We start from the raw sequence: 23,351 nt of genomic DNA on the forward strand, positions 1-23,351 counted from the left end.
AATGAGAAAAATTATAGGATTATCATTAATTACTTTAAGTGCTTTTGCATATAAGCCTGATTATCAGCAAATATTTTTACCAACTCCTGCAAAAGTTGAGACAAAAAAGCAAGAATTTGCTAAAGATATTAGATTTATCTTAGATGAAAAAGCGACAATGCTAGATGAAAATCAAAAGCAAATCGGAACGATTTATGAAGGAACTATGGTTAAGCTAATTGAAACTAAGGGAGATTTAGCTAAGGTTAGCATTAGTGGAGAAGTTGTAGGAGATAAATTAGCATTTAATAAAAATGCGGAATTTGTCTATTTAGAGAGTAAAAACGCTAAGCCTGAAATGAGCTTTTGGGTAAAATCAAGCTCTTTAACTACTGATAAAGACGCTGCTTTTGAAGGTGTTGAGGTGTTTTATTATGATTCTTGCACGAGTTGTCACGCAGCACACGCTCCAAGCGAACACGCAATTGATGAATGGGACGCTTATTTAGGAGCAATGCAAATGAATGCAAAAATTACTGACGAGCAAAAGGATAGAATATTACGCTATATGCAAGCACATTCTAGCAATGGAGCTTTTAAGTAAATTAAAATAGAATTTGTAATTAGGATTAATTACAAATTCTTTTATTATTTTTCTATTTTTGTTTTACAATCTAAGCACTCTATAAATGTGCCTTTTTTAAGTTCTTTTATAATCATTATTCCGCCACAATTAGCGCATTTTTCTTTAGCTAGTGGGTATGAGCTAATGAAATTACATTTAGGATAAGAACTGCACCCATAAAATGCACCCCTTTTAGAAAATCTTTGCACCAAATCGCTACCACATTTAGGGCAAGGGACATCTAGTTTTACTAATTCTTTTTTAGGTTTTTCTTCTTTGTTTTCGGTTTTTGTATCGTTTAAATTCCTTGAATATTTGCATTTTGGATAACCACTACAAGCTACGAATTTACCGAATTTGCCTTCACGAATTAGCAATTCTTTACCACAATCAGGGCAATTTTCTCCTAGTTTTTCTACTTGTTTTTGACTTTGAATACTTGTTTTTCCATCGTTGATTTTAGTGATAAATGGCTCATAAAATTCATTTAAAACTTCATCTAAATCACGCCCATGAGTTGCAATCTCATCTAAACGCTCTTCCATATTGCTAGTAAATTTCGCATCTACTATTTGCATAAAATGTTCTTCTAAAAATTCTATGATTTTTTCGCCTTTTTCTGTAGGGATTAGTTGTTTTTTCTCTAACTTCACATAATCTCTATCAATTAAAAGGCTTGTTGTAGGTGCGTAAGTGCTAGGACGACCTATGCCTAATTCTTCAAGTTGCTTAATAAGACTTGCTTCGTTGTATCTTGCAGGTGGCTCTGTGTGTAAGGTCTTTATTTTTGAGCTTTGTAAAGTCATTTTATCGCCTTTATTTAAAGCAGGTAAAATCTTATCTCCACTAGCATCATCATTCAATCTTAAATGCCCATCAAATAGCACTCTTCTTCCACTTAGTTTAAACTTCGCCTTATTACTTGTGATATAAATTGTATTGTTTTCTATCTTTGCATCAGCCATTTGGGTCATTAAAAATCTATCATAAATTAATTTATACAATTTATATTCATCAGCCTTTAAATACTCTTTAGCAATTTCAGGAGTAAAGCTAACATTAGTTACACGAATAGCTTCGTGAGCTTCTTGAGCGCCTTTGCTTTTAGTCTCATAAACTCTTGCTTTAGTCGGTAAATATTCTTTGCCATAGTCTTTTGCGATTTGCTCTCTTGCTGATTTTATTGCTTCTTCGCTTAAGTTTAAGCTATCAGTTCTCATATAAGTAATTGCACCCATAAATCCTGCGTGAGTTTGAACGCCTTCATATAAAGTCTGTGCTAACATCATAGTTTTTTTAGGAGAAAAACCTAATTTAGAACTAGCAGCTTGTTGTAAAGTAGAAGTCATAAAAGGTGGTTTTGGACTATCTTTACGCTCTTTTATACTGATTTCATCTACGATAAAATCCGAGCTTTTAATGTGTTTTAGGATTTCTTCGGCTAAGGCTTTTTCAGTAATGCTTGTTTTTGATAATTTCTTGTTATCAAATTCTATTAATTCTACTTCTAAATCTGTTTTAAACTTAGTATCAAGCTCATAATACTCAATGCTTACGAAATTTCTTATTTCTCGCTCTTTTAAGATAATTAATCTTAAAGCCGCACTTTGAACCCTACCAGCACTAAGTTTGCTTGCTACCTTGCTTGATAATAAGCCACTTAATTTAAAGCCTACAATTCTATCTAGCATACGCCTAGCTTGTTGAGCATTTACGCTATTTAAATCTATTTTTCTTGGGTGTTTAATAGCGTTTAAAATAGCGTCTTTTGTAATTTCGTGAAAAACTATTCTATCATAGCCTAAAACATCTCCGCCTAAGATATTTGCTAGATGATATGCAATTGCTTCTCCTTCTCTATCTTCATCGGTTGCTAGTAAGACTTTAGCACCTTTGCTAAGGCTTTTTAATTCTTTTACTATGCTTGAGTGAGTTTTACTGATTTCATAATTAGGTTTAAAATGTCCATCTTCTATATCAATTCCTAATTTATTTTTAGGCAAATCCCTAATATGACCTTTAGACGCAATTACGCTATATTCACTACCTACAAATCTTGAAATTGTTTTAGCTTTGCTTGGTGATTCTACTATTATTAGGGTATTACTCATTCGTTCTCCTTGATTAAAACATTGGCAAATTCATCATATAATTTTCTATATTCATCGCCAAGTTTTACTAAATCTTTATTTGTGCTAATGTATTCTAAATCCTTTAACACTGCATAATCTTTTAAAAAATTATTTGCATTTTCTTTTTTAAGATAAGTTTTTGCAAGTTCGTTATATACATTTAAAAATTCCTTTTGAAAATCTTCAAATTTTTCTAAATCAACACTTAATAAAGTATCATTTGAAAAGCTTAAAACCTTGCTTTTAAATAATATTGCTAAAAATATCAAACCCTCACAATAATAAGGCTCTATTTCTTTAGTGCTTTTATAAGCCATTAAAGATACTGCTCTACTTGTTATATTTGCTAATAAGGCCTTTTTGTATTTTTCATCAAAATGATTGCAAAAATCATATATCCCACCAGCACTTGCTTTAAATTCTTCAATATTTTTAAATACTCCATTAGTATTCATTAAGCTTTCTGTATCGCTACCTATAAAGAAAATATGTCCTGCTTCGTGTCCAATGGTGCTAATCTCATAAATCTTTTTCCATAAAAACTCATCATTTAATACGCTTTTATTGTAGTCGTTAAAGGCTTTATCAAATACTTTTTGATTTAGCATTGTTCTTGGTTTTGATTTTGTTTTTTTATAGACAAAATCTAAAAATGCAAATATTTTTTTGCCATAATTTGCTGATACAAATTCATCATTTGGCACAACTTGAGCTGAAAATAAGCCATTTAATTCTGCTCCATAATAAAGTATAGGTTTGCTAATATGAAGCTCAATTTTGTCTAAATTAGCTAGGCTTAGATTTAATGCGTTTTGATTAGTTATATTAGCGTTTTTATAAGCTTTATTTAAGCTATTTTTCATCTTATTAACAAAACTTTCACTATTAAAATCATAATTATCATCAATTCTAATATCCCACTCAAGTGCTACTGAATGAGTAAATGCGTCTTCGTAATATTCTAAAAAATGCCCAACTTGAATGAAGTCTTTTGCCCCCATCCAAGCTATTTCAGCATTTTGCCAAGGCTTTAGGCTAAGCTCTTTACTCATTAAAGCATTTTGCAAGGCTTTAAGATATTTTATATATGCTTCATTTTTATGATTTAATTTAAAAAACTCATTAAAGTATTCATCAATCTTTTTAAATTCTTCTTCAAAATATAAAGAATATGGTAAAAGCTCTGGTTTAGTATCCAAATTAATTGCTATTGCATAAATCCTAGTAGCTATTTCATCATTTTCATCAAGATAATAAAGCTTATTATTTTTTATAAACTCATAAGGATTTTCTAAACTTTTAAAAAATTCATTATTTTTTTCAATTGCCTTATCCCATTTAGGCTGAATACTATTAAAAACAAGACCGATTTTATGCACTAGTTTTAATAAATCTACATAAAATTTATCTAAACAAGGGCTTAATTTTTCAATGATTTTTATATGTCTTTGCTCGTAAAATTCTTTTACTCTTTTATATGCTAAATCCTTTGCTTTTGCTAAGTTTATATTATTTTTTTTGCAAGTATTTTCATAATTTGTAGTATTTAGCTCAATAATTCTTAATAAATATGAATTGAAATTCATATCATTTATCTCTAAGCCAAGTTCTTTTAAATCATTATTGATAAGTCTTGCTAAATCGTGATTGCTTGATGAGTTTAATTTGTATAATGAGAATAATTCTTCTTCGTGCTCTTTTATGATTTTTCCTAACATTTTTGCTCCTTTTTTCGCATTTTGCCAAAAAATATTTAAATATGGAACACACTTTGCTATATAAGTAAAAATATTTTTAAACAAGGATAGAAAATGGCAATTTCACCTATGAATAATACTGCTATGAGTGTTAATACAAGTATCGCTGCACAAAATGCTAATACGCTTTCTGATAAGCAAAAATCAGAGGGCTTTAGTCTTGATAATACCATTCATACAAGTGATGTAAAAAAGCAAGAAGCAGATGCAAAAGCCTTAAAAGAAGCCGATGGGACTAATCCAAATTCTAAGATTTCTCAAGAAGCTTTTATGAGATTATTGCTTGAAGAATTAAAGCATCAAGACCCAACAAGTCCAATGGATAGTGATAAAATGCTAACTCAAACAAGCCAACTAGCAGCTCTTGAAACTCAAGAAAAAACTAATAAAACTATGGATGAATTAGCTAAGAGAATGGAATTACTTAGCAATAGTGTAGGAATTGGTATGATTAATGCGGTTGGTAAAATGGCTGTGCTTAAAAAAGATACCTTTACTCACGATGGTAAGGCTGTTGATTTGCCGTTTAACTTATACTTTCCAAATGGTGCTCCAAATGATGTAGTAATAGGTGTATTTAACTCAAATAAAGAGCAAATTGACGCAATTAAAGTTGATAAAGACATTATTCAAAAAGGTAATAATAATTTTATTTGGGATACTAGATATGAAGATGGAACTATTAGAGAGAAGGGTGATTTTAAATTCGTAGCTCAATATGAAGATGAACACGGAAATATAGTTCAAATTCCTAGTGGTTATTTTAAGGTTGATGGGGTTACTTTTGAAGATGGTAAGGCTTATTTAAACGCTTCTGGTATTAAAATCAGCTTTGATGATATAGCACAATTTCAGGATGAAAAACTATGATGCGTTCATTTTATAACGGGGTTAGTGGAGTAAAAACTCATAGTTTTGGAATGGATTTATTAGCTAATAACATTTCAAACATAAACACCGTTGGCTACAAGGCTGCTATGCCTGAATTTAAAGACATATTTTATCAAACAGGCAATGATGTTGGTGGCTTAAATAATTTTGGGGCAAATCAAGTCGGACTTGCTGCAAGTGGTTTAAGCTCAACTTTTTCTCAAAAACAAGGAGCATTAGTTTCTAGTCAAAATACCTTTGATGTAGCACTTGAAGGCAAGGGATTTTATGGCATAAAAGATTACGATGGTAATACTTATTATACTAGAAATGGGGCTTTTAATATTGATAGCGATTTTAATTTGGTTGATAGTTTTGGAAGATTTGTGCTAGGGACTATGAATGCTGGATTTAATGCGAGTGCTATGAGTGAAAATATTAAAGAAATGTTTGGAAAAGTTAGTTCAAATGCTGGTTTTACAATATCTAATAATGATTTAGATATTAAACTAAACGCACCAAACGCACAAACTCCTATAACATTGCCAAGAACACTTTTTATGAATGCAGTAGCAACTACAAATGTAAATATTAAAGCAAATCTTAGCAATGCTTTTCACGAAGAAGATAAGTATATAAATCTTGATAATATTGAATTAGAAATTGATAATAATAAAAGCACTTTTAAAGCAAGTAATCTTGAGCCTAATGCTAGAATTTTATTAGAAGTTGATAGGGGAGATGGAAGCGATACTATAGAAGCATTTGCTGATGAGTTTGGGAATTTAGAAAAGACAATTAGCGGGAATGTAAATAGCTTTAGTGCAAGGCAAGTAAAGACTATTAATGTAGGTGCTAATAATAAATTTGATATAGCAACTTATGATGCGAATGGAAATATTAGAAAAATTGATTTGCAAATACAAGCTATTGATAAGCTTAATTTTAAAGCTACTGCTATTTTAAAAGATACTCAAGGAAATACTATTAGTGAAGCTAGTGGGAATATTATTTTTAATACCGATGGTTCATTAAATACAAATGAATTAAATCAAATAGATGGAATAAATCTAAATCTAGGAAGCCCAAGAGTTGATGGTAAGGGTGGATATGATGGATTAACTTGTATTGATAATGCAAAAATAGAGCGTTATGTAGAAGCAAACGGCTATCCAGCAGGAGTTTTAAAAGATTACGCTATTGATGAAAGGGGCAATATATTAGCTAATTTTACTAATGGTAAATCTCAAGCTGTAGCTAAGTTTGCAGTGTTTAATTTCGTAAATGAGCAAGGCTTACATAAAAATGGAGAAAATGAGTTCAGCACTACTCCTGATAGTGGAAATCCTATATTTTTTACCGACGCAAATGGTAATGTAATAAACTCATATAAAATCAAATCAAATTATTTAGAGCAAAGCAATGTGGATTTAGGCACGGAGCTTACTCAAGTGATTATTTTTCAAAAGGCTTATGAAGCAAACGCTAAGAGTATCACAACAGCCGATCAAATGCTAAAACGCGCAATAGAGATGAAAAAATAATACAAAATAAATTATATTTAGCACAATTTTTCGTGTTAAATATAATTAAAAATATATTTTAAATAAATTATTTAGTATAAAAATATTTAAAAATTGTGTGTTTTATAAGTAATTTAGAATTTAAAATATGTATTTTTGTGTTATTATCTTTTTAAATAAAGTTAATTTTTATTTTCTTTAGCTTTTAATATATAAATTAATTTTTATTAATATTTTGAAATTTGAAGAAAGTATTGTAACTAGGGATTTTAAGAAAAATTTTATGAATAAAATATAATTTAAAAAATCATAATTTGTATATGTTTAAGTTTTGTTTAATAAATTAAATATATAGTTCTCGTGCAAATTTATTCAAAGGAGACACAATGAAAAAACGTAACAAACCTGTTGCTGGGGGGGGTATTTTAAAGTTATCTCTTGCAGCTAGTGCATTAATTTTCTCTCAAGGCTTAATTGCTGATGAGCCACAAACTTCAAATCAAAACACACCAATAGTAAAACAGAATGAAGCAAACTCGCAAGGTATAAATTCATCACCTTCAAACTCAACTGGAACTCCAACTGCTGAAAATAAAGAACCTTCTGTAGAGAATAAGGAACCTTCTGTAGAGAATAAAGAACCTTCAGTTGAAAATAAAGAACCTTCTGTAGAGAATAAGGAACCTTCTGTAGAGAATAAGGAACCTTCAGTTGAAAATAAAGAACCTTCTGTAGAGAATAAGGAACCTTCTGTAGAGAATAAAGAACCTTCAGTTGAAAATAAAGAACCTTCAGTTGAAAATAAAGAACCTTCAGTTGAAAATAAAGAACCTTCAGTTGAAAATAAAGAACCTTCTGTAGAGAATAAAGAACCTTCTGTAGAGAATAAGGAACCTTCTGTAGAGAATAAAGAACCTTCAGTTGAAAATAAAGAACCTTCAGTTGAAAATAAAGAACCTTCTGTAGAGAATAAGGAACCTTCTGTTGAAAACAAGGAACCTTCAGTTGAAAATAAGGAACCTTCTGTAGAGAATAAGGAACCTTCAGTTGAAAATAAAGAACCTTCTGTAGAGAATAAGGAACCTTCTGTAGAGAATAAGGAACCTTCAGTTGAAAATAAAGAACCTTCAGTTGAAAATAAAGAACCTTCTGTAGAGAATAAGGAACCTTCTGTTGAAAACAAGGAACCTTCTGTAGAGAATAAGGAACCTTCAGTTGAAAATAAAGAACCTTCTGTAGAGAATAAGGAACCTTCAGTTGAAAATAAAGAACCTTCTGTAGAGAATAAGGAACCTTCAGTTGAAAATAAGGAACCTTCTGTAGAGAATAAGGAACCTTCTGTAGAGAATAAGGAACCTTCAGTTGAAAATAAAGAACCTTCTGTAGAGAATAAGGAACCTTCAGTTGAAAATAAAGAACCTTCTGTAGAGAATAAGGAACCTTCTGTAGAGAATAAGGAACCTTCAGTTGAAAATAAAGAACCTTCAGTTGAAAATAAAGAACCTTCTGTAGAGAATAAGGAACCTTCTGTAGAGAATAAAGAACCTTCAGTTGAAAATAAAGAACCTTCAGTTGAAAATAAAGAACCTTCAGTTGAAAATAAAGAACCTTCTGTAGAGAATAAAGAACCTTCAGTTGAAAATAAAGAACCTTCTGTTGAAAATAAAGAACCTTCTGTAGATACAAAAGACCCTGATGAGCCGAAGAAAGAAGGTCAAGTAGATGAAAATCAAAAAGATGAAGCAAGTAAAGAAGATGGTTTAAAAGCTGAAGATACTCCAAAAGTAGATGAAGTTCCAAAAACTGAAGATAAAAAAGAAGAAGTTAAAGAGCCAGAATCAAGCAAAGAAGATACAAATAAAGAAGATGCAAATAAAGGTGAAGAAGATAGCAAAAAAGATGAAGCTACTAAACCAATCAAACCTGATGTAAGCACACCAGCTGTCCCAGAGAAATCTCCTGAAGAAGTTAAAAAAGAGCAACTAATCAAACAAACAGAAGAAATAGTAAAAAATCTAGGCAATCTAGGAAATATGGCAAAAGATAAAGTAAATGAACTTGTAACTATCCTAGTAGATAGCGGAGTAAAAGATTTAGCGACATTTAATGCAAATAATTTAGACGCTACTACAAAAGCAAAAGTTCAAACAGCAGCAAATGCAATAGCAACAAAAGTAATTGATAATGAAAAATCAAATATCACAAGCAATGCTCTAGGTGCGTTTAATGTGCAAATTAATAATATGAATAAGCGTTTAGGTGAGATTAGGGGATTAAATTCTGATATTGGAACTTGGTTTAGAGCTTATGGCGGAAGATTTAGCGATAGTAGCAATCATATTAATTTCTACTCAACTCAATTTGGTGCTGATAAGATGAGTAATTTAAGCGATGCTGATGTGATAACTGGTGCAATGATAGGATTTGATAAAGTTAATGCTGATACTAAGGCAAATGGCTTTAATATTGGTGTATATGGAAGTTATATCCATAATAATGGTTTATTTGTTGATAGCGTTTTAAAATATGCAAATACAAGCTTTAAAAAGACTGGCGTAGAGTTTAAAAAACAAAACTCTGTATTATTAAGCGTTGAAGGTGGATATAGAGCTAAGATTAATGAAAAAGCTTATGTAGAGCCAAGTTTAGAAATAATCACTGGTCGTGTAGGTAAATATGAAGCTAAGAGTAAGGCTAATACAATAAGTGTTAAATCATTTACGCCAATTATGATTAAGCCACAAGTTTATACAGGTATAGAACATAAAGACTTTGTATTTAGAGCTGGAGTTGGTGCTGTAGTTAATGCGAAAAAACAAGAAGCTGATATAGTAATCAACAATATCGTAAATGGAATTGATGCAAAAGCTAAAACTAAGTTAAATAGCAATAATCACGGATTTGCAAGTGTAGGTGGTAGCTATAAAGTAAATGATAATCTAAGAATTAATTTAGGCGTAGAAAAGAGCTTCGGAAGTAAGTTCAAAAAAGACTATGAAGTAAATGCAGTTATTAGATATACATTCTAATTTGTTTAAAGCTTAAGGTATTTAAACCTTAGGCTTTAAAATAAAAATAATTTAGTATGATATTTTTATATTTAAATTATTAAAGGAGTTTTGATGGCTACAAGTAAGGATTATTTGGAGTATGTTTTAGACTTATTTGATGGATTGAATATAAGATATAAATATATGTTTAGTGAATATATGCTGTATTATAAAGATAAGGTTATAGGTGGTATTTTTGATAATCAATTACTATTAAAACCTACAAAATCAGTGTTGAAATACTTAAATGAACCTACTTTTTTATTGCCTTTTAAGGGTGCAAAAAATGAGATGGTTTTGTTTGATAAAGAAGATAAAGAGCTTTTGAGTATGATTGTAATAGCAATGGTTGATGAATTGCCAAATCCTAAAAAGAAGCTTAAAAATAGTAAAAATTGTATTAGTAATTAAAATATTTATAAAAATTCTTAATTTTTAAATTCTCATAGCTATTTTGATTGAAATCTTGTGAAAAGTATTTAATATATTTATAATATATCAAGATAACTTGATATTTAGAATACTATAATAAATTTTCAAAATTATTTTATTTTGAAAAAGGATTTTTATGGAATTTACAAGTGAGAAATTATTAGAAACTTTTTATGAGTTTTTGTTTTTAACTGCTGAAATAAGCTTTTTATTTATTTTTATCAATATGATTATGTTTTATATTAATTCAAGATATAGCTTTAATAAATATTTAAAAAATAATGTTTTTTCATATTTTATAGCAATATTTTTAGGCTCAATTACTACTTTTTGTTCTTGTTCAACTATACCTGTTTTTAATTCTTTAATTAAAAACAATATTAATCACGGAGTAGCTAGTGCTTTTTTACTAACTTCGCCATTAATTAATCCTATGCTAATTACTATGCTACTTAGTGCATTTGGTTTTAGCATAACTTTTTATTACATTATTTATATAGTTATATTTGTATTTATTATAAGCTATTTAATAGGTTTAATACCTGCAAGATTGCTATTAAAAGATATTGTAACTAAAGAATTTCAATTTAATCAAAATACCAAGCTTAATTTGTATGAATGTTTATACAAGTCTTTAAAATCATATAATGATATTTTTTATTATGTATTATTTGGTATGTTAATAGGTGCTTTTTTGCATAATTTTATGCCTGTTGAATTTATTAAAGATTATTTATCTAGTTTTGGAATTTATGGTATATTTTTGGCTAGTTTTGTTGGTTTGTTGCTTTATATACAAACTTGCTTGATTATTCCATTGGGAGTAACTTTAATAAATGTTGGGTTTCCTATCGGTATATTTTTTAGTTTTTTAATAGCTGGTGGGGGTTGTTCTTTACCTGAATTAATTTTACTTAGGTCAATGTTTAAAATTCGTATGATGATAATATTTATCATTAGTATTTTATCAATGGCAAATATTTTTGGAATTTTACTTTATTTATTTTATTAAGGATTAAAATGAAGAATTTATTAAATTATACAGCAGCTATAAATGATGAAACTAGGCTTAAAATCTTAGCTTTTTTAGATATTCATAAAAAATGTTGCGTATGTGAGATATGTGAGAGTTTTGAAATGCTTCAGTCTAGGATTTCAAGGCATTTAAAGATATTAAAAGATGCTGATTTATTAATAGCTAGTAGGGGTGGGGCGTTTATTTATTATGAGATAAATTATGAAAATACTAAAGAGATTTTAGAGCTTTTAAAAAAGGCTAATTTTACTTTACCTGATTTAAAAACCCCAAAAGAATGTAATTCCTAGAAAATCTAGGAATTAAAATAAAAATCCAACAAAGCCATTAACAACAAGAGCATTTACAATGTCTACTAAAAATCCACCCATAATAGGAACGATAATAAATGCTATTTTGCAAGGTCCGAAGTGATTTGTTACTGCTTGAAGATTTGCAATCGCAGTTGGAGTTGCACCCATACCAAAGCCACAATGTCCTGCTACAAGGCAAGCTGCTGCGTAGTTTTTGCCACAAATAACAAAGGTTACATATCTTACATAAATAATAATTGCTATTGTTTGAATTATTAATAAAACGCTGATCGGAACAGCTAATTTTATAAGTTCAACGATATTTAAAGTCATAATTGACATAGCAAGGAATAATGATAAAGCCACATTTCCTATCACACCTACTTCTCTATCAAATACTTTATGAATATTTAGTGAGCTAAAGCCATTTCTAATAATAATACCTGAAAATAAGCACCATACAAATGTCGGCATACTATCTAAGAATTTTAAAAAGCCAATTTCTTTATTGGTAGCTACATTTGCTGCTTGGCACGCATAATCAATTGCATTACCAATCACTAAAGCAAGAGCAATTAAACTTAAGCTTGTAATAAAACTATAACTTGTAATTAATCTTACTTTTTGCGGACTTGTAAATGCTTCATCACTTGATGTTTCGTTGTTTTCTACTTCATCGCTTTTTAGATTAAATTTTTTGATTAAATAATTCGCCATAGGACCACCAATAAGCCCACCAGAAATTAATCCATAAGTAGCACACGCCATTGCTATATCAGTTGCTTGTGCGAAATTATAAGGTGATTCTTGAAATGTAGCTCCCCAAGCAGCACCAGTTCCGTGTCCGCCACTAAGTGTAATTGAGCCACCAAGTAAGCCTATTAATGGATTTTCACCCATAGCACTCATTACTCCAACACCAATTGCGTTTTGAACCACTAATAAGACGAAAACAGCAATTGAGAAAGTAATTAGTAATTTCCCGCCCTTTTTGATACTATCAAAATCAGCACTAAGCCCAACCGTTGCATAAAATGCTAATAAAAGTGGGGTTTTTATATCTTCTGCGAATTTGATTGTAAAATTTGCATAATAACTAGATAAGAATAAAATAAATGCTACTATGATACCACCAGTTACAGGCTCTGGAATATCGTAATTTCTTAAAAAGCTAGAATATTTAGTAATTATTCTACCCAAAATTAAGACAAGCATAATACAAATAAATGTGCTATAAAAATTAAGTTCAAGCACACTAGTGCCATTATCATTGCTAAGCAAAGTTGCAATACCGAGATTGATTTTTTCCATTAAAACTCCTTTTATTAAATCGCTTTATTTTGTCTTAAAATATTTAATTTGTTACAAATATAAGCAATTAATTTTGTTTTTTTAAAAAAGTGAGTAATTTTGTAATAATTTTGAGATTTTATTTAATAAAGTTTTGATTGATATATAAAGAAGAGCTACCTAAAAGGTAGCTTAGAAATTATTTGCTTTCAGCGTCTTTTTTTTCTGCTTCTGGCTCAACTGCAACTGCTTGTGCGTTTGCATCAGCATTTTCTACTGATTGAGTTTGTTCTACTGGTTGAACTTTTGTAGCGTCTGTATTTTCTTCTGCGAATAAACCTGCACTAAATGCACCTAAGATAGCTGTTAAAACTAATAACTTTTTCATTTTTTCTTCCTTTTTAATTAAAATGCGCCGGCATTCTACTCCTACAATCTTAAACTTTACTTAAAAAAAATAAATTTTGAAAAAATATTCTGAAATTCCTAATATATAGTCAAATTAGCGATTTTAAATTAGCAAAATATTTATAAAATTATTAAATATATTTATATAATTTAAATTAAATAATTATGGATTTTAAAATAGGAATTTAGTTCCTATTTTGTTGATTTTGTTTTTGCATTATCTGTGTTTAGTAAAGAACTAATTCTTACTCCATTAAGGTAAATTATCCAAGAAAAATAAAGCCATATAAAGAAAAATAAAACAGCAGAAAAACTACCATAAATGCTAGCATATACTTTATTTAGTGATATATAAAATACAAAAAGACTTTTAAAAATGCTCCAAACTAAAGCTACTAAAAAGCTTACTAGAGCTATGATTTTAGGATTTAAATGTTTATTGATTGATATATGAAAACATACAAAAAATAAAGCCCAAATGATTAAAAAAGGTAAAATTCCTAAGAAATTAAACTTAAGTCCTATTGCATCTATATATTTTTGAATTTTATAACTTAAATAAAAGCTAGTTAATAATCCTAAAGGTGCTAGAGTAATTAGCGACCAATATGTGCTAAGTGATGAAAAAAAGCCCTTTTTAGGAGTATTGCTAATGTGTGAGATGGTATTTTCATAAGCATTAAAAAACATAAATAAAGCAAAAACCATAGCGATAATTCCTGCTACATCAAGTTTTGTGCTATTTTGTAAAAATTGCTCTATGTAATTTACAGAATTTGCTTCTTGGTTTGGCAAAATTAAGCTAAATATAAAATTATTTAATTGGCTGCTTTGTTCTTTAAAACTTGGCATATGAGCGAATACAAAAAAACTTAAAGATAAAATCGGAATAATATTTAAAACACTATAAAAAGAAAGCGAACTAGCGTGTTGTAAAATACCTTTATCACTTACATTAATGATTGTTTTTAAAATGTGTAAAATCTTTTTCATAAAAATCCTAGATAAATAAAAAATATTAAGTTCAAACTTATAACAAAAATTGCTAAATACCTATGAAAAATTGATAAAAAACTAAGTATTAAATAAATGAAAAAATATTTAAATTCTAATTTAAAATTAATTGCAAACATTTTAAAATCTAAAAATATTAATAAGTATTTATCCAATAAATCTCCTAAATTAATAATATGTAAAAACAAAACTAAAGGATAAAAAATCACAAAAATAGGAGTTAAAATAATCCCTAATAATTGTTGAAAGCTAAGCAATGGAAAAAAGTATAAAACAGGTGCAACCATTGCAAAAAAGGTGCTAAGTTCAAGGCAGATTAGTTTTGTAAGCGAATTAGCATTAAAATGATAAATAAATAAAAATATATAAAAGACCCCAAGGCAAGAGAAGAAAAATCCCACATTAAATAAAAAGCTAGGGTTAATAGCAATGCAAATAAAAAATGCTAAAAATAAATGCGAAAAACTAAGAATTTTAATTGCTCTAATTATGAAATAAAATCCCAAAATAGCCATTATAAATGAGCGAAAATAGCTTGCAACTAGACCAATTTCATAAAAATATAAGGCTAAGATTATGAAAATAATTATTCCTAAATCAAAATGAATTGACCTATATGGGAAAAATCTTTTTTGAAAATACTTATAAATAATTGAAAATATAAAGAAAAATATGGAATAAATAAGCCCTAAATGATAGCCTGATATTGCTAGTAAATGTGCAATTCCATAGTAATTTACGCTATCCCTTAAATCCTTGCTAATGCTTTTTGCAAAAAATAAAGCTCCAAAAAATTGCTTCATAGTTAAATTCTCGTGCTGATTTATAAAATAACTTACAAATGCGTTCTCTTTAATCTCTTCTAATTCTTCTAAAGCATAGCTTGGCAAATAAAATCTAGCTTGTAAGTATTCATAAAAATTAAGCTTATTTTTAGCTGCGAATTTTAAGCTGATTTGATTGGATTTAATTTCTTTTTTAGTAGTTGTGTATATTAAAACATCTTTATATGCAAGTGCTAGAACATAATAACTTTTATTATTTTTAGTTTTTAAATAATTATTGCTTATTTTTAACTCATAACTATCTTGTTCTAAAAACTCGCAAAAATCTAAGAATTTCAAATGCACTTGCAAACAAAATATAGCAATTAAAACAATAAATATTATAAAATAATGTTTTTTATTGATTATTAGAGTTCTTTTGCTCTTTATATTCATCACATAAATCGTTTAAAAAACAATTATTACAATCAGGTTTTTTAGCCTTGCAAATATATCTTCCAAACAAAACCATTCCTTTATGCAATTTATCAAGGTCGGTTTTAAATAGTTTTGTAAGCTCTTTAGCACAATCATTGGGAGTTTTTGCATTTGATATTTTTAATCTTTTGCTAACTCTAAAAATATGAGTATCTACAGCCATTACATTTGCACCCAAACTCTCGCATAAAACCACATTAGCAGTCTTTTCTCCAACCCCTGCAAGGTTTATTAAATCATCAAATCTCATAGGTATAATTCCTGAATGAAATTCCACAACACTTTTTGCCATTTTGATAAGATTAATTGCTTTATTTTGATAAAAATTACAACTTTTAATTAATTCTTTTATATTCATTAAATTTGCATTTGCTAAAGAATTTATATCAGGATAGTTTGCAAATAAACTTGGTGTTATTAGATTAACCCTACTATCAAGGCATTGAGCTGATAGCATAACACAAACTAAAAGTTCATAATCATTATTAAAAATTAATTCACTTTTTGCGTTTTTATAATTATTTAAAAATCTATTTTTAATTTCTTTTTCTCTTCTTCTCATAATTACTATCTTACTATTTTTTTACACAATATTTGTAAAATGATATATCAAATCAATTGAAAAAGGAAGATATTATGAAAAAAATTTCATTAGTTCTAGCAGGACTTTTATGTGGTGTAAGCTTAAATGCAGCTGTGGTTGCAACTTATAAAGGTGGAGAAATTACAAGCGATGATTTAGCACCTTATTTAGCTCAATTTCAAATAAGCGATGTAAGTGCGCTTCCAAAAGAAGTTAAAGATGGTTTAATAAGAGATGTATTATCAAAAAGACTTTTTGCTAAAGAAGCTGAAAAGATGAAATTAGATAAAGATGCGAAATTTCAATCAGCTTTAAATAGTGCAAAAGAATTATTACTTGCTCAACAATATTTATTGAAAAAATTTGAAGGTATCAAGGTAAGTGATGCTGAAATTAAAAAATATTATGATGAACATTTAAATGATTTTAAAGTTCCTGAAGCTGTAAAAACTAAACATATTTTAGTTGCTAGTGAAGCTGATGCTAAAGAAATATTAAAACAATTAAAAGGTCTTAAAGGAGATAAATTAGTAGCTAAATTTAGCGAACTTGCTAAATCAAAATCACTTGATAAAGGTTCAGGAGCAATGGGTGGCGATTTACCTTATATGAGTGCAAATGAATTAGTTCCTGAGTTTTTCAATGCAGCTAAAAAACTTAAAAAAGATGAAGTTTCAGAACCTGTAAAATCTCAATTTGGTTTTCATGTAATCTTAGGAGAAGATTTTAGAGCTAGCAGACAAGGAAGCTTACAAGAAGCAACTCCATTTATTGAAAATGGTTTAAAAAATGAAAAACATAAAGAATTAATTAAAAACGAAGTTGAGAATTTGATTAAAAATTCAGGCTTACAAGTTAAATAAGGATTTATAATGGGTGTTTTAGAATTAGTAAAACCAGGTGTTATTTATGGTAAAGATTTAGAGCGTGTTTATGCTTACGCAAAAGAAAATAAATTTGCAATTCCAGCAGTAAATGTTGTAGGAACAAATTCTATAAACGCCGCATTAAAAGCTGCTCGTGAAGCAAATTCGCCTATTATTATTCAATTTAGTAATGGCGGAGCTAGTTTTTTTGCAGGAAAAGATTGTCCTAATTCAGCAGTAATTGGAGCAATTGCAGGTGCAAAGTATGTGCATGAAGTAGCAGCTGCTTATGGAGTAGTTGCTATTTTACATACTGACCACGCAGCAAAAAAACTTTTACCTTGGATAGATGATTTAATTAAGGCAAATAAAGAATTTTATGCAATTCATAAAAAACCTTTATTTAGTTCTCATATGCTTGATTTAAGCGAAGAAAGTTTAAAAGAAAATATTGAAATTTCTTGCGAATATTTTAAGAAATTTAACGCATTAGAAATCGGTATAGAAATTGAATTAGGTTGTACTGGTGGAGAAGAAGATGGAGTTGATAATACAAATATTGACAATGCTAAATTATACACTCAACCAAGCGATGTAGCACTAGCTCATAAAGAATTAAGCAAAATTGGGACAAATTATACAATCGCAGCAAGTTTTGGTAATGTTCATGGGGTTTATAAACCAGGAAATGTAAGACTTGAGCCAGTAATTTTGCATAATTGTCAAGAATATTTACAAAAGGGTGCAAAACCACTTAATTTTGTATTCCACGGCGGAAGTGGTAGTGAAGCAGAAAAAATCACTGAAGCAATCAATTACGGCGTAATTAAAATGAATATAGATACTGATACTCAATGGGCATTTTGGGATGGTGTTCGTGAATATGAAGTAAAAAATCACGGATATTTACAAGGACAAATCGGAAATCCTGAAGGTGATGATAAGCCTAATAAGAAATATTATGACCCAAGAATGTGGTTAGTTGCTGGAGAAAAATCTATGCAAAAACGCCTTTTACAAGCGTTTAGCGAGTTAAATTGTATGAATAGGAATTAATCTTGCAAACAATAATTGTTAAAAAGAAGAAAAGTGTATTTTCTTCTTTTTTATTTTTAATCTTTTTACCTTTATTAGTCTTCGTGTTAGCGATTTTAGCTTATTTAAATATTATAAAACTTATTATGCCATTACATACTATTATAATGTGTGCTGTGCTCTTAGTATTTGCTATGTTTTTTGCACCGCAAAATGAATATTGTGTATATGCAAAAATTAAAAAGAATTCATTAATTTTTGAAAATGATTTAAAAGATTTTATTAAAGATAATTCTTTAAGAATTGATGAAATTAGTAAGGCTAATGTGAGTTTTGATGAATTTTTTGATAATTATTTACATAAGCTAAAGCCACTTTCATTTGGATATATTGCTAGTGCTGTTTTTCCAATGATTGGAATTTTAGGAACATTTATAAGTATTGCAATATCTATGCCTGATTTTAAAGTAGGTAGTTCAGCTGCGCTTGAAGGAGAAATTAGCTTATTGCTTAGCGGAATTTCAACTGCTTTTTATGTTTCAATTTACGGGATTTTTCTTACTATTTGGTGGATGTTTTATTCAAGACTTGGTATTGCTAAAATTAATAATTTTAAAGAAAATTATAGAATTAATAGTAAAAAATATTTTTGGAGCAAAGAAGAATTAGAAAGAATTTCTCTTAGAAAAAATAGTGAGTTATTTTCTAATACAAATTTATTATTATCAAAGCTTTATGATAATGAGTTTTTTAATGAAATATCAAAACTCCATCAAGATAAATTTACGGGTTTTAAAGAATTATTTAAATCTTATGAAAAAATTGCGATAGTTCATACAAATTTAGCTCAAAAATCTTTAGAATTAAGCAATAAAAATACTAAGCAAATGCAAGAAAAGATAGATGAATTTTCATTAAGAATTGAAAATAGCTTGAAAGAATTTGCTAAATTAAAAGAAGATTTAGAAGCTAAATTATTAGATTTTAAAAATATTTATGAAGATGAAAAACACGAATTTAGAATAGTTGATGAATTAAAAGCTGATATTGAAAACCTTAGCAAAGAAGCAAATCAGGTATTAAATAAAATAAATAATGCGTAATAAAGATAATAATAATTTTTGGATAGTTTATGCTGATTTGATGGCTGGATTATTGTTTGTATTTATTTTAGTTCTTAGTGCTATTGTTTTAAAATATATTTTTACACAAAATGAGCTAAAAAATGAACAAAAACATTTAGATGAATCAAAAGCTTTAATAATTAGCAAAGATGAGCTTTTGAGTTCTTTAAATGAAGAGCTTGAAAAACTCAATATTTCATTAAACGATGAGCTAAATAAAAATAAAGATGCAAATGATTATATTAAAAAATTGCTTTTTAATTTAGATGAAAATGCAAAAAATAAGGAAGAATTATTAAGTAATATTGATAAAAAAGACGCACAGATTTTAATACTACTTAAAAATCTTGAAGATACTGAAATAAAAATAAAAAATAAAGATGATAAAATAGACGAATTAGCAAAGCAATTGAGTGGGTTTAAGGTTGAATACGAAAAGCTTAAAAATAATAAAACAAAATTAATTCAAGCTTTACAAAATAAATTATCAAATGATATTTTAATCAATCTTAATTCAGGCAGTATTAGCTTAAATGCTAGTATTTTGTTTGATAGTGCGGAGTATTTGATTAAAGATAGTGCAAAAGAAGAGCTTAAAAAAACTCTAATTAAGTATTTTGATGCCTTGCTTAGCTCACCTGAAATTCTAGCTAATATTGATAGTATAGTGATTGAAGGACATACTGATAGTGTTGGTGGATTTACTTATAATCTTGAGTTATCTCAAAAAAGAGCTTTGGAGATTATGAAATTTATTAATTCGTTTTATAATGATAAAAGATTAGAAAAACTACTTGTAGCAGTTGGCAAAAGCTATAATGATTTAAAATTTAAAGATGGCGTTGAAGATAAACAAGCAAGCAGAAGAATAGAAATAAAATTACAATTTTCAAATGAACAAGCAATCAAGGAATTTGAAAGCGTAATTTCAAAGGATTTAAGTGAAAATAGCAATAATTAGACTTAGTGCAATGGGCGATATTTTTCATATGCTATGGCATATTAATTATATAAGAGCTGCATATCCTAAAGCTAGGATTGATTTTTTTGTAGATTCTAGGTTTTATTTTTTACTTGATGGACTTGTTTGGTTTGATAATATTTATTCATTACCACTCAAAAAACACCCAATAAAAGCATTAAAAGAGATAAAACATTTAAAAAAATTATATGATATTAGTATTGATTATCAAGGAAGAATAAAATCAGGTTTTTTAGCAAATTATTTGAGCGCAAATTCTTATGGATATTCTAAAAATGGCTTAAGAGAAAAGTTAGCTTATTATTTTTATAAAAACCATTGCAATTGTGATTATTTAGAAAATGTGTATAAAAGAAGCCTTGAATTAACTCGCTTTGCTTTAAAAGAATTTAAAAATGATGAGTTGGTAACTAGCGATGTATTAATTTATGATGAGATAAAAACTCAAAATATTATGAATAAAATAAAGCCTTTAGTAGAAGATGAATTTATATTATTACATAATGGCTCAAGCAAGATAAATAAAATGCTTCCTTTAGAAAAATTGATTGATATTTGTAAAAATTGTGATTATAAAATATTGCTTAGTTGGGGTTCTCAAATAGAACTTGATAGAGCAAATGAGATTGCAAAAGAATGTAAAAATGCTAAAGTCTTGCCTAAAATTTCATTAAATGAATTAGTATTTTTAAGCAAATTAGCAAAATTAATTATAGGAAATGATAGCGGGACTACTCATATTGCTGTGGTTTTAAATCGTCCTAATATAACTTTTTTAAACGAATGTGATAAAAAACCTGCAAAAAGATTAATAAGTCCATCTAATTTACAACATTATTTTTATAAATTTAGCGATGTAAATAAAGAAAAAGTTTTAGATATTATTAGTAAGGTTTTTAGCAAATGAGAGATTATTTATATATTTTTATTTTTTATTTTTTTAATTTTTTACTAAAATTAATTCCCAATAAGATTTTAAAATTCTTTGCTAATTTAATCGGTAGCCTAGCATTTAGAATTAATAAAAAACATAAAAATATAATCTTAAAAAACTTAGAGCATTTTTGCAAACTCACACAAGCTCCAAAAAGTATAGAAATTACCAAACAAGTTTATAAAAAATTTGCCTTTTATATATTATCAATGGTAAAAAATCAAGATATAAGCCAAGAAAAATTATTAAAACAAATAAAATTATTCAAAAACGAAGAATATTTACAAGATTTATTAAGTGCTAATGCAAAAATAGTTTTTACAACAGCACATTATGGATATTGGGAGATTTTGCCATCTGCTGTTGCTATTAAGTATAATTGTAAAATTAATATAATTGGAAGAGCTTTAGAGAGTGTAAAAATTAATGCCATACTTACTAAATATAGAGAAAATTTCGGAGTAAAACTAATAGAAAAAACAAATGCTTTAAGACCTATGATTAAGGCTTTAAACAATAATGAATTAGTAGGAATTGTAAGCGATCAAGACGCACATATTAAAGAAAGTAGCGAGTTTATTTTATATGGTAGAAAAGTTACTCAAAGCAATGCAGCAAGTCTTATAGCTAAAAGGTGTGATGCTTATTTATTGCCTGTTTATATTTATGAAATTAGCGATGGTTATTGTATAGAGTTTTTTAAGCCATTAAAGGCTAGTGAAAAAACAATAGAAGAACTTAGCTTTTATCAATTAGAATGCACGAAAAAAATGTGGGAAAAAAATCCTAGTGAGTATTTTTGGTTTCACAAAAGATTTAAGACATTTTATGAGGATGAGTATTGAAAGTTTTTATATATTTACCTAATTGGCTAGGCGATGCTATTATGGCTGCTGGTGCTATTAATGCTTTAATTAAAAAATATCCTAATGCAAAAATTACTTTTTATGGAAGTTTTGTAGCTTGTGAGCTTTATAAGGATTTAGGTGAAGTTGTAGTAGAGATAAAAAAACAAAGATTAAAGCAAATTAAGGCTTTAAAAGAAGAATTTGATTTAGGAATTTCATTTAAGGCAAGTTTGTCATCTAAGTTTTTGTTATTTATATTAAATGCTAAGAAAAAATTTTATTTTAAAGCAAACAAAAGTGATAATACTCATCAAGTTTTAAAATATTTTAATCTAATAAAGCCACTTGGATTAGACGAGCAACTAAACACAGCTTTACCTTTTAAAAAGCTTAAAACAAGAAAACTAATAGGAATAGCAGCTGGGGCTAATTATGGTGCAGCTAAATGCTATGAGCCTAGTTATTTTGCAAAAATTGCTAGCACTTTTAAAGAGCATAAAATAATACTTTTTGGGACTAAGAATGAAGCTGGAATTTGTAATTTTATTGAAGATGAGCTTAAAAAATACAATATAAAAGCCATTAATTTGTGCGGTAGAACTAATATTAAAAGATTGGCTTTAGCAGTTTCTAGCCTTGATTATTTATTGGCAAATGATAGTGGAATTATGCATTTAGGTGCTAGTTTTAATATAAAAGTTCTAGCATTTTTCGGACCTACGAATACAAAACAAACATATCCTTTTTGTAATAATGGTAAGTTATTTTCATTGTTTTTGCCTTGTTCTCCTTGTGCTAAAAAAGTATGCCCTTTAAAGCACCACAATTGTATGAAACAAATGACACCTGAATTTGTATTAGAACAAATGAGATAAATCAAGTCTTTTTATTTCTTTAAAGAGTAAAATACTCCTAAAATTATTCAAAGGAGATTTTATGAAATTTAATGTAATTTATGAAGTAAAAGATTGGCAAGGCAATTCAAGTGAGTTAAAAATAACTCCAATTTATGATGATGAAGCGAACAAAGAAATTCAAATTATTTTACCAAAAGGTAAAATTATGCAAGAGCACAAAGCTCCAGGAGTGATTGTGGTTCAGGTTTTAAAAGGGGATATTGAGTTTATAATTGATAATAAAAGTATAAATTTAAAAGATTTGATGAGTATAAAAGTAGCTGCTAATATTAATCATAGCTTAATCGCTAATGAAGATAGTATAATTAGACTAAGTCTTGCAAAAAATGATAATTTTAGTAGGGTAAAAAGCGTTCAAATTGATTAATACTTTAGAGGTTTTTCAACCTCT

Annotated in this window: 22 protein-coding genes; 15 read left to right on the plus strand and 7 right to left on the minus strand. The window is 28.1% G+C overall.

Features of this window, described 5'->3' with window-relative positions; genetic code table 11:
* Position 1 precedes the first annotated feature (1 nt).
* Complete coding sequence (locus AVBRAN_RS02520) at positions 2-583, plus strand: hypothetical protein (RefSeq protein WP_214119872.1); 582 nt, start codon at positions 2-4, stop codon at positions 581-583.
* Between the two features lie 44 nt (positions 584-627).
* On the opposite strand, the gene topA is transcribed toward AVBRAN_RS02520, so the two are convergent.
* Complete coding sequence (topA, locus tag AVBRAN_RS02525; RefSeq protein WP_214115779.1) at positions 628-2,715, minus strand: type I DNA topoisomerase; 2,088 nt, start codon at positions 2,713-2,715, stop codon at positions 628-630.
* On the minus strand, positions 2,712-4,454 hold the full coding sequence (ciaB, locus tag AVBRAN_RS02530) for an invasion protein CiaB (RefSeq protein WP_239803475.1): 1,743 nt from the start codon (positions 4,452-4,454) through the stop codon (positions 2,712-2,714). The genes topA and ciaB overlap by 4 nt, the downstream gene beginning before the upstream one ends.
* A 93-nt stretch (positions 4,455-4,547) precedes the next feature.
* Between ciaB and AVBRAN_RS02535 the strand changes: the two genes are divergently transcribed.
* The 6 genes from AVBRAN_RS02535 to AVBRAN_RS02560 all read left to right on the plus strand — a co-directional run bounded on the left by AVBRAN_RS02535 (position 4,548) and on the right by AVBRAN_RS02560 (position 11,694).
* The gene (locus tag AVBRAN_RS02535) at positions 4,548-5,363 is read left to right on the plus strand and encodes a flagellar hook capping FlgD N-terminal domain-containing protein (RefSeq protein ID WP_214149753.1); all 816 of its coding nucleotides are present in this window, start codon (positions 4,548-4,550) and stop codon (positions 5,361-5,363) included.
* A complete protein-coding gene (locus tag AVBRAN_RS02540; protein ID WP_214115776.1) occupies positions 5,360-6,907 on the plus strand; it encodes a flagellar hook-basal body complex protein in 1,548 nt (515 codons plus the stop codon). The genes AVBRAN_RS02535 and AVBRAN_RS02540 overlap by 4 nt, the downstream gene beginning before the upstream one ends.
* 365 nt (positions 6,908-7,272) lie before the next feature.
* On the plus strand, positions 7,273-9,915 hold the full coding sequence (locus AVBRAN_RS02545) for an autotransporter outer membrane beta-barrel domain-containing protein (protein WP_239803476.1): 2,643 nt from the start codon (positions 7,273-7,275) through the stop codon (positions 9,913-9,915).
* A 93-nt stretch (positions 9,916-10,008) separates the two neighbouring features.
* Positions 10,009-10,347: a hypothetical protein gene (locus AVBRAN_RS02550; protein ID WP_239803477.1), complete on the plus strand. Its 339-nt coding sequence runs from the start codon at positions 10,009-10,011 to the stop codon at positions 10,345-10,347.
* A gap of 157 nt (positions 10,348-10,504) precedes the next feature.
* Complete coding sequence (locus AVBRAN_RS02555; RefSeq protein ID WP_239803478.1) at positions 10,505-11,380, plus strand: permease; 876 nt, start codon at positions 10,505-10,507, stop codon at positions 11,378-11,380.
* Between the two features lie 8 nt (positions 11,381-11,388).
* Entirely contained in the window at positions 11,389-11,694 is a 306-nt protein-coding gene (locus AVBRAN_RS02560; RefSeq protein WP_214120123.1) for a metalloregulator ArsR/SmtB family transcription factor, read from the plus strand.
* A 12-nt stretch (positions 11,695-11,706) separates the two neighbouring features.
* On the opposite strand, the gene gltS is transcribed toward AVBRAN_RS02560, so the two are convergent.
* The 5 genes from gltS to nth all read right to left on the minus strand — a co-directional run bounded on the left by gltS (position 11,707) and on the right by nth (position 16,233).
* Complete coding sequence (gltS, locus tag AVBRAN_RS02565; protein ID WP_239803479.1) at positions 11,707-13,008, minus strand: sodium/glutamate symporter; 1,302 nt, start codon at positions 13,006-13,008, stop codon at positions 11,707-11,709.
* Positions 13,009-13,186: 178 nt separating this feature from the next.
* A complete protein-coding gene (locus AVBRAN_RS02570) occupies positions 13,187-13,375 on the minus strand; it encodes a hypothetical protein (protein ID WP_214115772.1) in 189 nt (62 codons plus the stop codon).
* 212 nt (positions 13,376-13,587) lie between these two features.
* A complete protein-coding gene (locus tag AVBRAN_RS02575) occupies positions 13,588-14,388 on the minus strand; it encodes a YihY family inner membrane protein (RefSeq protein WP_214115771.1) in 801 nt (266 codons plus the stop codon).
* A complete protein-coding gene (locus tag AVBRAN_RS02580; RefSeq protein WP_239803480.1) occupies positions 14,385-15,629 on the minus strand; it encodes a ComEC/Rec2 family competence protein in 1,245 nt (414 codons plus the stop codon). Before AVBRAN_RS02580 ends, AVBRAN_RS02575 begins: the two co-directional genes overlap by 4 nt.
* Positions 15,592-16,233 (minus strand): endonuclease III, encoded by a 642-nt coding sequence (gene nth, locus AVBRAN_RS02585; protein ID WP_214115769.1) that lies wholly within the window; start codon positions 16,231-16,233, stop codon positions 15,592-15,594. The genes AVBRAN_RS02580 and nth overlap by 38 nt, the downstream gene beginning before the upstream one ends.
* A 74-nt stretch (positions 16,234-16,307) precedes the next feature.
* Here nth and AVBRAN_RS02590 point away from each other — a divergent pair, with 74 nt between their 5' ends.
* From AVBRAN_RS02590 to AVBRAN_RS02625, 8 genes are all read left to right on the plus strand, one after another.
* Positions 16,308-17,117: a peptidyl-prolyl cis-trans isomerase gene (locus AVBRAN_RS02590; RefSeq protein ID WP_214120118.1), complete on the plus strand. Its 810-nt coding sequence runs from the start codon at positions 16,308-16,310 to the stop codon at positions 17,115-17,117.
* 9 nt (positions 17,118-17,126) lie between these two features.
* Positions 17,127-18,176, plus strand: a complete 1,050-nt coding sequence (fbaA, locus tag AVBRAN_RS02595) for a class II fructose-bisphosphate aldolase (protein ID WP_239803481.1) — start codon at positions 17,127-17,129, stop codon at positions 18,174-18,176.
* 2 nt (positions 18,177-18,178) lie between these two features.
* Positions 18,179-19,258, plus strand: a complete 1,080-nt coding sequence (locus AVBRAN_RS02600; protein WP_214150406.1) for a MotA/TolQ/ExbB proton channel family protein — start codon at positions 18,179-18,181, stop codon at positions 19,256-19,258.
* Positions 19,251-20,240: an OmpA family protein gene (locus AVBRAN_RS02605; RefSeq protein ID WP_239803482.1), complete on the plus strand. Its 990-nt coding sequence runs from the start codon at positions 19,251-19,253 to the stop codon at positions 20,238-20,240. The genes AVBRAN_RS02600 and AVBRAN_RS02605 overlap by 8 nt, the downstream gene beginning before the upstream one ends.
* Positions 20,221-21,168, plus strand: coding sequence for a glycosyltransferase family 9 protein (locus AVBRAN_RS02610; RefSeq protein WP_239803483.1), 948 nt, complete (start codon positions 20,221-20,223; stop codon positions 21,166-21,168). The genes AVBRAN_RS02605 and AVBRAN_RS02610 overlap by 20 nt, the downstream gene beginning before the upstream one ends.
* Positions 21,165-22,040, plus strand: a complete 876-nt coding sequence (locus AVBRAN_RS02615; RefSeq protein ID WP_239803484.1) for a lipid A biosynthesis lauroyl acyltransferase — start codon at positions 21,165-21,167, stop codon at positions 22,038-22,040. The genes AVBRAN_RS02610 and AVBRAN_RS02615 overlap by 4 nt, the downstream gene beginning before the upstream one ends.
* Positions 22,037-22,918 carry a glycosyltransferase family 9 protein gene (locus tag AVBRAN_RS02620; RefSeq protein WP_239803485.1) on the plus strand — a complete coding sequence of 294 codons (882 nt, stop codon included), beginning with the start codon at positions 22,037-22,039 and terminating at the stop codon, positions 22,916-22,918. The genes AVBRAN_RS02615 and AVBRAN_RS02620 overlap by 4 nt, the downstream gene beginning before the upstream one ends.
* Positions 22,919-22,979: 61 nt before the next feature.
* Complete coding sequence (locus AVBRAN_RS02625; protein WP_214115761.1) at positions 22,980-23,327, plus strand: cupin domain-containing protein; 348 nt, start codon at positions 22,980-22,982, stop codon at positions 23,325-23,327.
* Positions 23,328-23,351: the final 24 nt, after the last annotated feature.

It is taken from the genome of Campylobacter sp. RM12651 (assembly GCF_022369475.1).
In the GTDB taxonomy this organism is placed as follows: Bacteria; Campylobacterota; Campylobacteria; order Campylobacterales; family Campylobacteraceae; genus Campylobacter_E.